Raw genomic sequence first — 13886 nt, 5'->3', positions numbered from 1 at the left:
AAATTAAATGTTATCAAATTGATGTTGTTTTGGTGGCTTGCGAGGGTGTATTGTAACCACCTCTTAATTCGTTGCTTAGTTACCGCATAACGCCCGATAGCTTTCAGGCAGATGCGAAAAGCGCGTGACCCCTAATTCCTGGAACACCACGATTGTAATTATTGATCTGCTGAATTAAGGTCGCCGCGACGGAGTAACAGAAAGTTAGCTCACCATAATAAGGAGTTTAGGATGAAAGTCGCAGTCCTCGGCGCTGCTGGCGGTATCGGCCAGGCGCTTGCCCTACTACTGAAAACTCAGCTGCCTGCAGGCTCAGAACTCTCTCTGTATGATATCGCCCCGGTAACCCCTGGTGTGGCGGTTGACCTCAGCCACATCCCGACGGCTGTTAAAATCAAAGGCTTCTCCGGTGAAGATGCTCGCCCGGCCCTCGAAGGCGCGGACGTGGTGCTGATCTCCGCAGGCGTAGCGCGTAAGCCAGGTATGGATCGTTCCGACCTGTTCAACGTGAACGCGGGTATCGTTAAGAACCTGATTCAACAGGTAGCGACAACCTGTCCGAAAGCGTGCATTGGTATCATCACTAACCCGGTTAACACGACTGTTGCTATCGCAGCAGAAGTGCTGAAAAAAGCGGGCGTGTATGACAAGAACAAACTGTTTGGCGTGACCACGCTGGACATCATCCGCTCCAACACCTTTGTTGCGGAACTGAAAGGCAAGCAGCCAACCGAACTCGAGGTTCCGGTTATCGGCGGCCACTCTGGCGTGACCATTCTGCCACTGCTGTCCCAGATCCCAGGCGTGAGCTTCACCGAGCAGGAAGTGGCTGATCTGACCAAACGTATCCAGAACGCTGGCACCGAAGTGGTGGAAGCGAAGGCGGGTGGCGGTTCTGCAACCCTGTCTATGGGCCAGGCTGCGGCACGTTTCGGTCTGTCTCTGGTACGTGCCCTGCAGGGCGAGCAAGGCGTGGTGGAATGCGCTTACGTTGAAGGTGACGGCGAGCACGCACGTTTCTTCTCTCAGCCGCTGCTGCTGGGTAAAAACGGTATCGAAGAGCGTAAATCTATCGGCACCCTGAGCGCGTTTGAGCAGCAGGCGATGGCCGGTATGCTGGAGACCCTGAAGAACGATATCGTTCTGGGCGAAGAGTTCGTTAACAAGTAAGCGACGCACTCCCCTCGGGGCAATAAAAAACCGGAGCATAGACTCCGGTTTTTTTATTGCCTGCTGACTCAGTTGGTGGCCGGGTATTCCTGAATGGTCACCTGCAGGGTCAGTTTCTTATCATCACGCATCACTTCCACCGGGATGATAGAGCCAGGTCTGATCTCCGCCACCTGGTCCATGGTTTCCAGCGCTGACAGCGCCGGTTTACCGTTCACCGAGACGATTACATCGTTGACCTTAATACCTGCTTCCGCCGCCGGGCCGCCCGCGGTGACTTCGTTAACCACGATCCCCTGAATCTGATCGATGCCGCCACCCTGTGCATGCAGTGGAGCAATCTCACGCCCGCCGATGCCAATGTAGCCGCGGATCACACGCCCGTCGCGAATCAGCTTGTCCATAATCTTGTTGGCCAGCTGGAACGGGATCGCGAAGCCGATACCCTCGGGGGTTTCGCCGTCGTTGCTTTTATCAAACGACAGGGTGTTGATGCCCATCAGCTCGCCCAGCGAGTTCACCAGCGCGCCGCCGGAGTTGCCGTGGTTGATGGAGGCATCGGTTTGCAGGAAGTTCTGTCGTCCGGACGGGTTCAGGCCGATACGCCCGGTGGCGCTGATAATCCCCTGGGTAATGGTTTGCCCAAGGTTGTAGGGGTTACCAATGGCCAGGACTACGTCGCCGATATGCGGCGTCCGTTTACGATTGATGGGGATTACCGGCAGGCCGCCCGTGGCGTTAATCTTGAGAACCGCCAGATCCGTCAGGCTGTCCGAGCCAACAAGCAGGGCTTCAAAGACGCGGCCATCCTGCAGCGCAACGATGATCTGATCGGCATCGTTGATAACATGTTTGTTGGTAATAATGTAGCCGCGTTCATCCATGATCACCCCGGAGCCGAGGGTGCGGATCTCCAGCTGATTATGGCTGGTGCTGTTCAGCCCGCGGTTATAGACGTTAACCACCGCAGGAGCGGCACGGCGTACTGCCTGATTGTAGCTGGCAGGTGTTTCATCAGCGCTGTCGAACTGCGGCGCAGCCAGCTGATTGAACTGACGTAAAGAGGGCATTGCGGCCAGTAACAGGCCACCTACAACCAGGCCGATGGCGACCGAACGAATTAGCTTCAAAACCATGATACGGGCGTCGTTAAAGGGAGAACGCAAGCAGCATAACATGACTTATCCGGACATCACACGGGGCGATGTCCGGACAGGTGCAGGCTTAGCGCAGCAGAATGTAGAGCGTGTCGTTGCCGCGCACGATCTGCAGGGCAATTACGCCGGGTTTACTTTCCAGCACTTTGCGCATTTCGGCGATAGACTGCACGCGAACGCGGTTAACCCCGATAATTACATCATTCTCATGCAGACCCGCCTGCGCGGCAGGGCTGCTCTTTTCAACGCTATCAAGAGTGATACCTTTGGTGCCGTCTTTTAACTGCCCGTCACTCAAGGTCGCCCCCTGAAGCGCAGGCGCAATCATCTCTGCGCTGGCCGAGGACGAGGTGCTTTTATCCAGCGTGACCTGCAGATCCAACGGTTTTCCGTCACGCAAAATGCCGAGCTTAACCGTGGCGCCAGGCTCTGTGGTGGCAATGCGCGAGCGCAGCTCGGCAAAGCTGCTCAACGGTTTATCGTTCAGACTGACGATGACGTCCCCGGATTTCACGCCCGCTTTTGCAGAGCCGGAATTCGGCAACACTTCGCTGACAAAGGCACCGCGCTGCACGTTCAGGTTGAAGGCTTTTGCGATATCCGCGCTCATTTCCGTGCCTTTAATGCCCAGCAGGCCGCGTTTCACTTCGCCAAACTCAATCAGCTGCTGTGCCAGGGTGCGGGCCATATTGCTGGGGATGGCAAAGCCAATCCCGACGCTGCCGCCGCCCGGGGCGAGAATAGCGGTGTTAATACCAATCAGCTCGCCGTTGAGATTCAGCAGCGCGCCGCCGGAGTTACCCCGGTTAATGGAGGCGTCGGTCTGGATAAAGTTCTCCAGCCCTTCGAGATTCAGACCACTGCGGCCCAGGGCAGAGACGATGCCGGAGGTGGCCGTCTGGCCCAGGCCGAAGGGGTTACCCACCGCCACCGCGAAATCACCCACGCGCAGTTTATCGGAGTCAGCAATAGCAATTTGCGTCAGGCCGGTGGGGTTCTGCAGCTGCAGCAGGGCGATGTCGCTCTGATCGTCACCGCCGATCAATTTCGCATCGAACTCCCGGCCATCATTCATCAGCACGCTGATTTTATCGGCATGGCTGATGACGTGATTATTGGTCAGGACATAGCCCTTCGCGGCGTCAATCACCACGCCCGAGCCCAGCCCTTCAAAAGGCTGCGCCTGGTCAGGGGCTTCATCACCAAAATACTTTTTCAGCTCTTCCGGAATGCGCTGGCTCTGCACGGCGGTGCCTTCGACCTGCACGCTCACTACGGCGGGAAGGACTTTTTCCAGCATCGGCGCCAGGCTCGGCAGCGCTGCCTGACCCGGAACCTGCGTAGGGAGTGCGGCGGCCAGCGGATAAGAGGCTGACAGGGATAACCCGATACTCAATGCTAACGCGCTCAACAGCTGATTTTTTTTGTTCATTTATGCTGGCTCTCGCAACCTGGAATGAAGGAATAACGGCCCTAAAACAGTCTGATGTTATTGAATTTTAAAACGCTGAACAATGAGGTGTTTGACTAAATAATAGCTGGGGTCAGGAAGAAAGGACGGGCGCAAGGGCTGCGCCCGTAAAATTTATTTTCGATGTGCGATTAATCGCGCTTTGCGCCACCGCGCAGCAGGCCGGATGCGCCTTCGGAGTAGTCACGTGGCATCTGGACCGGGGCCTGATCGTTACCGGCTTCAGATTCCGCCAGACGGTTGCGGAACGGATTGTTTTCCGCGCTCATCTCCGGCAGCAGGCTGCTGGAGCTTTTCGCCATGTGCTGATAAAGCTGACGATAATCATGAGCCATGTTGTCCAGCAACTCGGCGCTCTGAGCAAAGTGGTTTACCAGCTCTTCACGATACTCTTCCAGTTCAGCCTTGTTCTTTTCCAGTTCGTACTGCAACGCCTGTTGCTGGCGCAATTTGCGATTTCCAAAACGCATGGCCACGGCGCCGATAGCGATGCCGACGACTAAACCAATTAGCGCATATTCCCAGGTCATGAACTTCTCCCGTTGTCTTGTGGTTCCGTAGGGTATTGGCTCGGCTCCATGCCAGGGCCTGATTATGCCACTATAACCGCTATTTCCTTAGAAGTGGAATCCCGCCGCATCATCGCGTACTGTAGAACGGCCTTTTTTTCGTCAACCGAGCAGTCTGACGGGTATTAATTGAAGGAATAACAATAAGATCATGCAGAACCTCTCCCCAACATCGCGTTACCAGGAGGCCTTAAGCGAGGGCTCCCATCAGCCAGATAACGTGCAGCGTGAAGCGGTAAGTCGTCTCGACAGCATCTGGCATGCGCTGACGACCGCGCCAGCCGAAGCAGCCCCTTCTGGTGGGTTAAAAGCCGCATTTGGACGGCTGCTGGGCAAAAAAGAGCCCCAGCGCGTCACGCCGGTGCGCGGCTTATATATGTGGGGAGGCGTCGGACGCGGTAAAACCTGGCTGATGGATCTGTTTTATCAGAGCCTGCCGGGCACGCGTAAGCAGCGCCTGCACTTTCACCGCTTTATGCTGCGGGTGCACGAAGAGCTGACCGCCCTGCAGGGACAGAGCGATCCGCTGGACATCGTCGCCGAACGCTTCAAAGCCGAGACCGACGTGCTGTGCTTCGATGAGTTTTTTGTCTCGGACATTACCGACGCCATGCTGCTGGGTGGATTAATGAAAGCGCTGTTTGCCCGCGGGATTACCCTGGTGGCAACCTCGAACATTCCGCCGGACGAACTCTACCGTAACGGACTGCAACGCGCCCGTTTCCTGCCCGCTATCACGGCGATTAAAGAGCATTGCGACATCATGAACGTCGATGCCGGCGTCGACTATCGTCTGCGCACCCTGACCCAGGCCCATCTGTGGATTTCGCCGTTAAACGATGAGACGCAGCAGCAGATGGATAAGCTGTGGCTGGCGCTGGCCGGGGCGGAACGGGGTAATGCCCCGGTGCTGGAGGTAAACCATCGTCCGCTGCAAACGCTGGGCGTCGTCAACCAGACCCTCGCCGTGTCGTTTGCCACCCTCTGTGTTGATGCCCGCAGCCAGCATGACTACATTGCACTCTCGCGCCTGTTCCATACGGTGATGCTGTTCGATGTGCCGGTGATGTCCACGCTGATGGAGAGCGAAGCCCGACGCTTTATCGCGCTGGTGGATGAGTTTTACGAACGCCACGTCAAGCTGGTGGTGAGCGCCGCCGTGCCTTTATATGAGGTTTATCAGGGGGAGCGGCTGAAGTTTGAATTCCAGCGTTGCCTGTCACGCCTGCAGGAGATGCAGAGCGAAGAGTACCTGAAGCGCGAACACATGCCTTAATAATAGCCACCCTCTCCCTGTGGGAGAGGGGCTGGGGGTGAGGGTATCAGACCGCACTGTTTTCCGTGGGAGAGGGGATGGGGGTGAGGGCACCAGACCGCACTTTCCTTACCCCGGAAAAACCCGCTTCAAATCACAATTAGGGGTCGATCTTTACCCCTGACTTCTCTATAATCTTGCGACCCCACGTTACAAGAAGGTTTTTTTCCCAAAACTTTCTCTGCGCCGGCATAGGCTATTCGAAGGGGTAGGTTTGCTGGACAATGTCGTGTGAACCTCAACTACTAAACGTTTGGGTGTTCACCAACGTGTAACTTATTTATTTGGGTAAGCTTTTAATGAAAACTTTTACAGCTAAACCAGAAACCGTAAAACGCGACTGGTATGTTGTTGACGCGACCGGTAAAACTCTGGGCCGTCTGGCTACCGAACTGGCTCGTCGCCTGCGCGGTAAGCACAAAGCGGAATACACTCCGCACGTAGATACCGGTGATTACATCATCGTTCTGAACGCTGACAAAGTTGCTGTAACCGGCAACAAGCGTACTGACAAAGTGTACTATCACCACACCGGCCACATCGGCGGTATCAAACAAGCGACCTTTGAAGAGATGATTGCCCGCCGTCCTGAGCGTGTGATTGAAATCGCGGTTAAAGGCATGCTGCCAAAAGGCCCGCTGGGTCGTGCTATGTACCGTAAACTGAAAGTTTACGCAGGTAACGAGCACAACCACGCGGCACAGCAACCGCAAGTTCTTGACATCTAATCGGGATTATAGGCAATGGCTGAAAATCAATACTACGGCACTGGTCGCCGCAAAAGCTCCGCCGCTCGCGTGTTCATCAAACCGGGCAGTGGTAAAATCGTTATCAACCAACGTTCTCTGGAACAGTACTTCGGTCGTGAAACTGCCCGCATGGTAGTTCGTCAGCCGCTGGAACTGGTCGACATGGTTGAGAAACTGGATCTGTACATCACCGTTAAAGGTGGTGGTATCTCTGGTCAGGCTGGTGCGATCCGTCACGGTATCACCCGCGCTCTGATGGAGTACGATGAGTCCCTGCGTGGCGAACTGCGTAAAGCTGGCTTCGTTACTCGTGATGCTCGTCAGGTTGAACGTAAGAAAGTCGGTCTGCGTAAAGCACGTCGTCGTCCACAGTTCTCCAAACGTTAATTGGTTTCTGCTTCGGCAGACAACAATTTGCGAAAAACCCGCTTCGGCGGGTTTTTTTATGGATAACGCCTGGCTTATCCACATGCAGACTTCCTTTCTGACCTCTTTTTCCGCATTTCCAGAATCCCCTCACCACAAAGGTCGCAAAATCTGGTAAACTATCATCCACTTTTCTGCCCAAATAACGGTGAATGCTCGATTTTTGTTCTCTTTTTGAACAAGAGTAAGAATTCCCTGGGATGGGCAATAAAACATCTGGCTGGCCTGTATGGCTGGTAGCAGTAAAAATTCTGAATATACCTGGAGGTTTTCATGGCTGTCGCTGCCAACAAACGTTCGGTAATGACGCTGTTTTCTGGTCCTACTGACATTTATAGCCATCAGGTTCGTATCGTGCTGGCCGAGAAGGGTGTCAGTTTTGAGATCGAGCATGTGGAAAAGGATAACCCGCCTCAGGATCTGATCGATCTCAATCCAAGCCAGAGCGTGCCGACGCTGGTGGATCGTGAGCTGACCCTGTGGGAATCCCGTATCATTATGGAATACCTGGATGAGCGTTTCCCGCATCCGCCGCTGATGCCGGTCTATCCGGTTGCGCGTGGGGAAAGCCGTCTGTACATGCAGCGTATCGAGAAAGACTGGTATACGCTGATGAACGTTATTACTAACGGTTCTTCTTCAGAAGCCGATGCTGCACGTAAACAGCTGCGTGAAGAGCTGCTGGCTATTGCACCGGTATTCGGTCAGCGGCCATTCTTCCTGAGCGACGAGTTCAGCCTGGTGGACTGCTACCTGGCTCCGCTGCTGTGGCGTTTGCCAACGATGGGCGTTGAATTCAGCGGTCCGGGCGCGAAAGAGCTGAAAGGCTACATGACGCGCGTATTTGAACGCGACTCTTTCCTGGCTTCTCTGACTGAAGCTGAACGTGAAATGCGTCTCGGCCGGGGCTAATGATTGTGGAAATGTCACAGCTGTCTCCGCGCCGTCCGTATCTGCTGCGTGCCTTCTATGAATGGCTGCTGGATAACCAGCTCACGCCGCACCTGGTAGTGGATGTGACATTACCGGGCGTGCAGGTTCCTATGGAATACGCACGTGACGGGCAAATTGTGCTGAACATCGCGCCACGCGCGGTGGGCGGTCTTGAACTGGCGAACGACGAAGTGCGCTTTAATGCCCGCTTTGGCGGCGTTCCGCGTCAGGTTTCCGTGCCGCTGGCTGCCGTACTGGCTATCTATGCCCGTGAAAACGGGGCAGGCACCATGTTTGAGCCGGAAGCGGCTTATGATGAAGACGTTTCCAGCCTCAATGACGAGCATGGCGCGACCGAGGGCGAAAGCGAACCGGTCATGTCGATTATCGACGGCGATAAGCCGGATCACGATGATGATCCTGATGATACACCCCCACCGCGTGGCGGCCGTCCGGCACTACGCGTAGTGAAATAATAAAAAGGGCCTCTGGCCCTTTTTTTATACCCTCAAATAACAGCCTATATGATCAATCAATATTTAAAGTTAGCGGATAATAATTATTAATGTTTGTTTATTTTTCATTTAAATATTTGAATATAATTTGATAGCTAAAAAAGGCACTTACACATAATGTAGATCATATGAATTTGCGAGTTTTTAGACAGTTAAAGGCGAGTTAATCTTATCTTGTTGATGAAATAGATAATAATAAGTTATCAGATTAAATGTTGTTAATAGTGGTTTTAGTTAACTTAAATGATATTAAAAAAATAGTCCTGTAACCTTACGTCGCTATTTATTACCAATAGCCTATGTCTGACATATTTCATAGTAACCCGTATTACACCGTTAAGGACACGGCCAGCCTGTATTATTGTTGGTCGAAAAAATTTAAGGAACAAAAATGACTCAGTTTAAAAAAACGTTATCCTCTTTAGGGGTTTGTGCAGCTCTGATGATGGCTGCTCAGGCAAATGCTGCTAACGACGCTACCCTGAAAGTGGTTGGTAACATCGTTCCTGCTGCTTGTACTCCAACGCTGAGCAGCGATGGCGAAGTGTCATTTGGAACAATTGCTGCATCCGCTATTGAAAACGCTCCTTCAGGTAACTCTCTGGTACAGCTGGGTTCAAAAGATGTTGTGCTAAGCATCTCTTGTGAAGCGAAGACCGCAGTTGGATTTAATATGGTTGATAACCGCGCCAGCTCCGCTGTTGCTCTGAACGCCACTACCTTTATCGATCCAGTGTTCCCAGGCTCCACCTCCGCCGATCAAGCTTACTTCGGCTTTGGTCTGGGTCTGGCAAGCAACAACGCCAAGATTGGTGCTTACAGTGTTTCACTTAATGTCGCGCTTGCAGTCGCTGATGGCGAAGAAGCTGACGTCATTATTTCTGATAATGCAGGTTCAACATGGCGTTCAGGTAAAAACGCTCGTCAGCTTAATAATGCTGAGCGTGTTGCCACTTTTGCTGAAGAATCTTCTACTCAGCCTATGATGTTTAAAGAAGCCTCTCTGCCTCTGAAAGTTTCTGCGGCAGTACAGCCTTCTTCAGTTCTGGGCGGCGATGAAGTTATTCTTGATGGTAACGCAACAGTAAGCCTGGTTTACCTCTAAAAATAATAATGCGTGCGGTGTAATACGTCTGGTATATAAAAATGCCGCACGCATTCTAAATATTAATATTATTAGCATTAGCCTTTTATATATTGATTCTCAATACCTTCTGGATTCACCCTTCCTTATCATGATTAAGATTTTGAGATTATTATGAAGCGTATTGCTCTCTTTTCACTATTACTTCTTTCTGTGCAAGCTGGCGCCACTGGCATGGTGCCTGAAACCTCGGTTTTACTTGTTGATGCTGAGAAAGGTGAAGCCAGTATGAATATTACTAATACGGATTCGACACCTGCTCTGCTGTATACCAATATCGTTGATTTGCCTGAAAGTAATAAAGCTATTCGTCTGATTCCATCCCAGCCGGTTGTGCGGGTAGAGTCGGGTAAAATACAGCGTATACGTTTTATGTTGCAGATGAGTGAGCCATTAACTCATGAAGAGTTAAAAAGAGTCACTTTTGAAGGTATTCCTCCAAAAGTAAAAGGGCAGGAAAGGCTGGCTGTGACTATCAGGCAGGATTTACCGGTAATAATCCATCCTGCCGGTCTTAAGGATGATAAAACCCCCTGGAAACATCTGCAGTGGATTAAAAGCGGAAATGCCCTCATCGTCAAAAATCCATCGGATTATGTGGTTAGGATGACAACCGCCTTCAAATTACTCCCTTCAGGCAAGCAAGGCGCGTTGAAAAATACTTATCTGCTTCCTCACTCCAGTATGACTGTTGAGGTGCCTGCTACCACTGATACTCAGGTAGAGTTTTATCCTGCAAGTCGTTATGGCTATAAAGGGGAGCGTCATACCGCACCGCTTCAATAAGCTATTCAAGGAAGACAAGGATGTTCAAAAGAACGCTTCTGGTATGCGCAATGAGTTTACTTTACTCAAGGCAAGGCAATGCCGCTGAGTTAGATCCCAGCCTCATTGAGTTTGATGGCGAAACACTGAAATCGTTGGGTATCGATCCTAACGTATCAGAATATTTTGCTAAAAAGGCGCGTTTTATGCCGGGAAATACTGCTGTCAACCTGACGGTAAATGGCATTGATAAAGGCAATATCGTCGCCCATTTTAATCAGAACGGTGAGCTTTGTTTCGATCGTACGTTGATGGAACAGGCAAGCTTGCGTATTCCCGGTGATTATAAAGAAGGGTGTTACGACTACCTTAAAGCCTTTCCAGAAGCTGTTGTCAATGCGATCCCCGGCCAGGAACTGGTTGAGCTGATGGTGCCGCCTGATGAAATCAATCGTCAACGTTTAGACATGACGGATTTTAATATGGACGGTTCTGGCGCGATGCTTAATTACAATGCGATGTCTTCCCGCAACGAGTATCTCAACGGCACTTCCACCTATTCTCAGGCTCAACTCGAAGGCGGCATTAATGTCGCCAGTTGGTTATTGCGTAGCCAGCAGTTATTTAGCCAGAGCGATGGGCAGTTTAATAGTGAAAACGGTCAGACTTATTTACAGCACACGTTTGTCGATTTACACACCACGGCCAGAATGGGTGAAGTAAATATGAACAATATGCTGTTAGATGGAACCGGGTTGTATGGTCTCACCCTGGAGCCGGAAGTTGCGCTTGAAACTCCGGAAGGGTTAGTGAAGGTAAGCGGAATAGCTAACACACCCCAGGCGCGCGTAGAAGTACGTCAGCAGGGGGTTATGGTCTATTCGACCCTGGTTCCGGTTGGGCCGTTTGTGCTTACCGAAGTGCCTTTGCGCAATTACAACAGCGATTTGAACGTAACCGTCGTTGAAACTGATGGCAGTCAACACAGCTATATTGTCCCCTCATCTTTGTATATGCAGAGAATGACGCAGCCGTCCGGCCTTTATTTATCGGTCGGGCAGGTAAGCGATGAATACGATAAAAAGCCGGCGGTCATCAGCGCGTCGGGCGGCTGGCGCTTACGGCCGGAGACCAACGTCGGCCTTGGCATCATCCTTGCCAAAGACTTTGCCGCCGCCGGGGGGAGCCTCGATACCATGCTATGGTCAACAACCTTGCTCAGTTTTAAGGCAAAGCAGTCGTTTGACCACTCGAAATCGTTACAAGGCCAGAGCTATCGCGCAGAGGCTACCCTCGCAACGAAACTGGGCGTGAGCATTACGGCATCATCCACCTACTATTCTCCGGACTACCGCGAGTTCTCGGAGTTTATCGACAAAAATTACGTCTCGACAAAGCAGTATGACTATTCGGTTGGGCTACAGTGGCAGATCAGGGGAATGGGTGCGTTTAATACCAGCCTGTACGAAACGAAAACCCGTGGGAAAGAGGGGAAAAGACGTTTCATTACCGCTGGCTGGGGCGGCAATTTCTATTCTGCGTATATCTCAGCTAACTGGCAGCGTCAGTTAAGCGGCGGCAAGGGTGATGAGAAAAACGAAGATATGATCTACCTGAATGTCACCGTTCCGTTAGGCCGAAACAATCTGAGCACCTATGCTCATCGCGACAACGGCAGAACCCGGTACGGCTCGACGCTCAACGGCAATATTAATGATGATAACGCCTATATGCTGGGCGCTGAAATGGGCAGGGAAGAGAACTACCGGAGCGTTAGCGCAGGCTTGAGCAGCAATCTGCACTATTCTCAGCTGATGCTGAATGGCAGCGTCGCGAGCGAACATCAACGTAGCTATTCGGGCTCATTGCAGGGCGGTGTGGTGGCGCATGCTGATGGCATCACCTTTTCGCCACTGCCGGTGCGCGAAACATTCGGTATCGCATCGCTGGCTGAACCGGTCTCAGGTGTGAAAATTGATACCCCGACGGGCCCCGTCTGGACGGATAGTCGCGGATTTGCCGCTTTGCCGTCGTTGAACGCCTGGCAAAAGTCGCGCATTGAGATCAATACGACAACCTTGCCAAAAAATATGGATATCGGTAACGGGACGCGCATGATGACCCAGGGACGAGGTTCGGTGGGAAAGGTGCAGTTTAATACCCTTACTCAACGACGGGTTTTACTGCATGTAACCATGGCTGACGGTAAAAAACTGCCTAAAAACCTCGCTATTACCGATGAAAAAGGCAATTACCTTACCACGTCGGTTGATGATGGCGTTGTGTTCCTGAATAACGTCACCGCCCGGCAAACGCTGGTAATACAAAATGGAAATGAAAGCTGCCGTATTACGCTGGTGTTGCCCGAAAAGGCAGAGGCGGACGTTTTCTATGAAACGGCGCAAGGAGTATGCCAATGAAACGTCACTTACTGACGATCGCCCTGTTCGCGGTCCCGGCATTCAGCTGGGCTGAATGTCAGATTTTCTCCAGCCAGCAAAAAGTCACCTGGGGCAGACTCAGCGCAGCGGAAAGGCAGCACGCTAACGGAGAGGCGATCTCGCTGCCGGAAAAGCAAATTCAGGTTCAGGTGGTATGCAGCGAACCGCAGCGCATTCGTCTGTTTGTGGGAAGCGATCGGCCGCAAAACGGAACGTTTTCCCTCGGTCCTGACGGCGAGATGCGTATTGTCGCCTCCCGTGCGCGTGTCGATGATAAACCTGTGCGTCTGAGGGCGGTCAATGCTTCAGAAGCGATCCCTGTGCCCGGAGGAAGTGAGACGCTGGACATCACGCTCAATCAGGGGATGGCATTTATCGATGGCAACGAGGCTTACGGGAAAACCGCGACAGTCCTGTTCAACGTGATGCCAACGATAAAACCCGGCGCCATAACGGAGAGAGTAACCTGGCGCGGAAATCTGAGAATAAAAATGGATGTGCAATGATGCGACAAATTTTTCTGCTGTTGGTGGCTTTAACAACCGTCTCTGCCCCGGCGAGTGATACCCTCGGCATCGATTTTGAGCTGACAGCCGATGCAGCAGCCTGCACGCCCACTCTGAGCAATAATGGTATCGCTGATTTTGGTACCCGCCACGCCGGCAGCTTGTCTGCCAACGCTTTTACCCAACTGGGTACGCGAGAGTTAACCTTAACCATCACCTGCGAATCATCCACGGCGCTGGCGATCACCTCGCGTGATACCCGTACGTCGTCGGTAAGGACAGGAGAAGATTCCACCGGCACCACCGGCCCACGCTTTAGCGTCAACGGTGGTCTGAATGTGGCGCATGCTTCAAGGCTGTTCGGCCTGGGCCTGACGGCGGAGAAAACGCCTATCGGCAGCTATGCAATTCTGATTAACGCCAACAACATTGTTGCCCAGGATGGGAGCCAGAATGTCAGCGTGGATATGGCCGGATCGGAAAGTAAAAGTGGCCCCTGGGCAAAAGAGGATCACAATCTCCTTCCGTCAACCGATAACTATTTTTATACCTTCGTGAAGAAAGGAACGCTGGTTCCCCAGCCGGTGAGTTCCGTGAACGTACCGCTGCATGTCAGCGTTTCGGTGGCGAACAAGCTCGGCAGCAGTCAGCAGATCTCGCTGGACGGCGAGGCGGTGATTAGTATTGCGTATTTATAAGCGCGAAAGGCAGGAACAGTAACACGG

General features: G+C 52.4%; 14 protein-coding genes. 11 read left to right on the top strand and 3 right to left on the bottom strand.

The window, feature by feature from the left end:
- Positions 1–231 precede the first annotated feature (231 nt).
- Positions 232–1170 (top strand): malate dehydrogenase, encoded by a 939-nt coding sequence (gene mdh, locus NB069_RS19700; protein WP_103177218.1) that lies wholly within the window; start codon positions 232–234, stop codon positions 1168–1170.
- A gap of 68 nt (positions 1171–1238) precedes the next feature.
- Here mdh and degS read toward each other — a convergent pair whose 3' ends face one another.
- From degS to zapG, 3 genes are all read right to left on the bottom strand, one after another.
- The gene (gene degS, locus NB069_RS19695; RefSeq protein WP_250586316.1) at positions 1239–2306 is read right to left on the bottom strand and encodes an outer membrane-stress sensor serine endopeptidase DegS; all 1068 of its coding nucleotides are present in this window, start codon (positions 2304–2306) and stop codon (positions 1239–1241) included.
- A gap of 88 nt (positions 2307–2394) precedes the next feature.
- Entirely contained in the window at positions 2395–3759 is a 1365-nt protein-coding gene (degQ, locus tag NB069_RS19690; protein ID WP_250586314.1) for a serine endoprotease DegQ, read from the bottom strand.
- Positions 3760–3929: 170 nt separating this feature from the next.
- The gene (gene zapG / locus NB069_RS19685) at positions 3930–4328 is read right to left on the bottom strand and encodes a Z-ring associated protein ZapG (RefSeq protein WP_250586312.1); all 399 of its coding nucleotides are present in this window, start codon (positions 4326–4328) and stop codon (positions 3930–3932) included.
- Positions 4329–4518: 190 nt separating this feature from the next.
- Here zapG and zapE point away from each other — a divergent pair, with 190 nt between their 5' ends.
- The 10 genes from zapE to NB069_RS19635 all read left to right on the top strand — a co-directional run bounded on the left by zapE (position 4519) and on the right by NB069_RS19635 (position 13859).
- Positions 4519–5643 (top strand): cell division protein ZapE, encoded by a 1125-nt coding sequence (gene zapE / locus NB069_RS19680; RefSeq protein WP_250586310.1) that lies wholly within the window; start codon positions 4519–4521, stop codon positions 5641–5643.
- 338 nt (positions 5644–5981) lie between these two features.
- Positions 5982–6410 carry a 50S ribosomal protein L13 gene (rplM, locus tag NB069_RS19675; RefSeq protein WP_024551131.1) on the top strand — a complete coding sequence of 143 codons (429 nt, stop codon included), beginning with the start codon at positions 5982–5984 and terminating at the stop codon, positions 6408–6410.
- A gap of 15 nt (positions 6411–6425) precedes the next feature.
- Positions 6426–6818, top strand: a complete 393-nt coding sequence (rpsI, locus tag NB069_RS19670; RefSeq protein WP_003025138.1) for a 30S ribosomal protein S9 — start codon at positions 6426–6428, stop codon at positions 6816–6818.
- Positions 6819–7130: 312 nt separating this feature from the next.
- Positions 7131–7769, top strand: a complete 639-nt coding sequence (sspA, locus tag NB069_RS19665; RefSeq protein ID WP_250586308.1) for a stringent starvation protein SspA — start codon at positions 7131–7133, stop codon at positions 7767–7769.
- A gap of 5 nt (positions 7770–7774) precedes the next feature.
- Entirely contained in the window at positions 7775–8266 is a 492-nt protein-coding gene (gene sspB, locus NB069_RS19660) for a ClpXP protease specificity-enhancing factor (protein WP_250589548.1), read from the top strand.
- Positions 8267–8696: 430 nt separating this feature from the next.
- Positions 8697–9410, top strand: coding sequence for a DUF1120 domain-containing protein (locus tag NB069_RS19655; RefSeq protein WP_250586306.1), 714 nt, complete (start codon positions 8697–8699; stop codon positions 9408–9410).
- 153 nt (positions 9411–9563) lie between these two features.
- On the top strand, positions 9564–10235 hold the full coding sequence (locus NB069_RS19650) for a fimbria/pilus chaperone family protein (protein ID WP_250586304.1): 672 nt from the start codon (positions 9564–9566) through the stop codon (positions 10233–10235).
- A 50-nt stretch (positions 10236–10285) separates the two neighbouring features.
- Positions 10286–12634 carry a fimbrial biogenesis usher protein gene (locus NB069_RS19645; protein WP_250586302.1) on the top strand — a complete coding sequence of 783 codons (2349 nt, stop codon included), beginning with the start codon at positions 10286–10288 and terminating at the stop codon, positions 12632–12634.
- Positions 12631–13161, top strand: coding sequence for a hypothetical protein (locus tag NB069_RS19640; protein WP_250586300.1), 531 nt, complete (start codon positions 12631–12633; stop codon positions 13159–13161). The genes NB069_RS19645 and NB069_RS19640 overlap by 4 nt, the downstream gene beginning before the upstream one ends.
- The gene (locus NB069_RS19635; protein ID WP_250586298.1) at positions 13158–13859 is read left to right on the top strand and encodes a DUF1120 domain-containing protein; all 702 of its coding nucleotides are present in this window, start codon (positions 13158–13160) and stop codon (positions 13857–13859) included. Before NB069_RS19640 ends, NB069_RS19635 begins: the two co-directional genes overlap by 4 nt.
- Positions 13860–13886 lie beyond the last annotated feature (27 nt).

The organism is Leclercia adecarboxylata, assembly GCF_023639785.1.
GTDB lineage: Bacteria > Pseudomonadota > Gammaproteobacteria > Enterobacterales > Enterobacteriaceae > Enterobacter > Enterobacter adecarboxylatus_D.
The sequence above is the reverse complement of the archived record's forward strand: the minus strand, read 5'-3'. Positions and strand labels throughout refer to the sequence as shown.

What these genes read in the sequence shown, in the direction of transcription:
- mdh (WP_103177218.1), top strand. Translation starts at nt 232, where the DNA reads ATGAAAGTCGCAGTCCTCGGCGCTGCTGGCGGTATCGGCCAGGCGCTT.
- degS (WP_250586316.1), bottom strand. Translation starts at nt 2,306, where the DNA reads ATGGTTTTGAAGCTAATTCGTTCGGTCGCCATCGGCCTGGTTGTAGGT.
- degQ (WP_250586314.1), bottom strand. Translation starts at nt 3,759, where the DNA reads ATGAACAAAAAAAATCAGCTGTTGAGCGCGTTAGCATTGAGTATCGGG.
- zapG (WP_250586312.1), bottom strand. Translation starts at nt 4,328, where the DNA reads ATGACCTGGGAATATGCGCTAATTGGTTTAGTCGTCGGCATCGCTATC.
- zapE (WP_250586310.1), top strand. Translation starts at nt 4,519, where the DNA reads ATGCAGAACCTCTCCCCAACATCGCGTTACCAGGAGGCCTTAAGCGAG.
- rplM (WP_024551131.1), top strand. Translation starts at nt 5,982, where the DNA reads ATGAAAACTTTTACAGCTAAACCAGAAACCGTAAAACGCGACTGGTAT.
- rpsI (WP_003025138.1), top strand. Translation starts at nt 6,426, where the DNA reads ATGGCTGAAAATCAATACTACGGCACTGGTCGCCGCAAAAGCTCCGCC.
- sspA (WP_250586308.1), top strand. Translation starts at nt 7,131, where the DNA reads ATGGCTGTCGCTGCCAACAAACGTTCGGTAATGACGCTGTTTTCTGGT.
- NB069_RS19655 (WP_250586306.1), top strand. Translation starts at nt 8,697, where the DNA reads ATGACTCAGTTTAAAAAAACGTTATCCTCTTTAGGGGTTTGTGCAGCT.
- NB069_RS19650 (WP_250586304.1), top strand. Translation starts at nt 9,564, where the DNA reads ATGAAGCGTATTGCTCTCTTTTCACTATTACTTCTTTCTGTGCAAGCT.
- NB069_RS19645 (WP_250586302.1), top strand. Translation starts at nt 10,286, where the DNA reads ATGAGTTTACTTTACTCAAGGCAAGGCAATGCCGCTGAGTTAGATCCC.
- NB069_RS19640 (WP_250586300.1), top strand. Translation starts at nt 12,631, where the DNA reads ATGAAACGTCACTTACTGACGATCGCCCTGTTCGCGGTCCCGGCATTC.
- NB069_RS19635 (WP_250586298.1), top strand. Translation starts at nt 13,158, where the DNA reads ATGATGCGACAAATTTTTCTGCTGTTGGTGGCTTTAACAACCGTCTCT.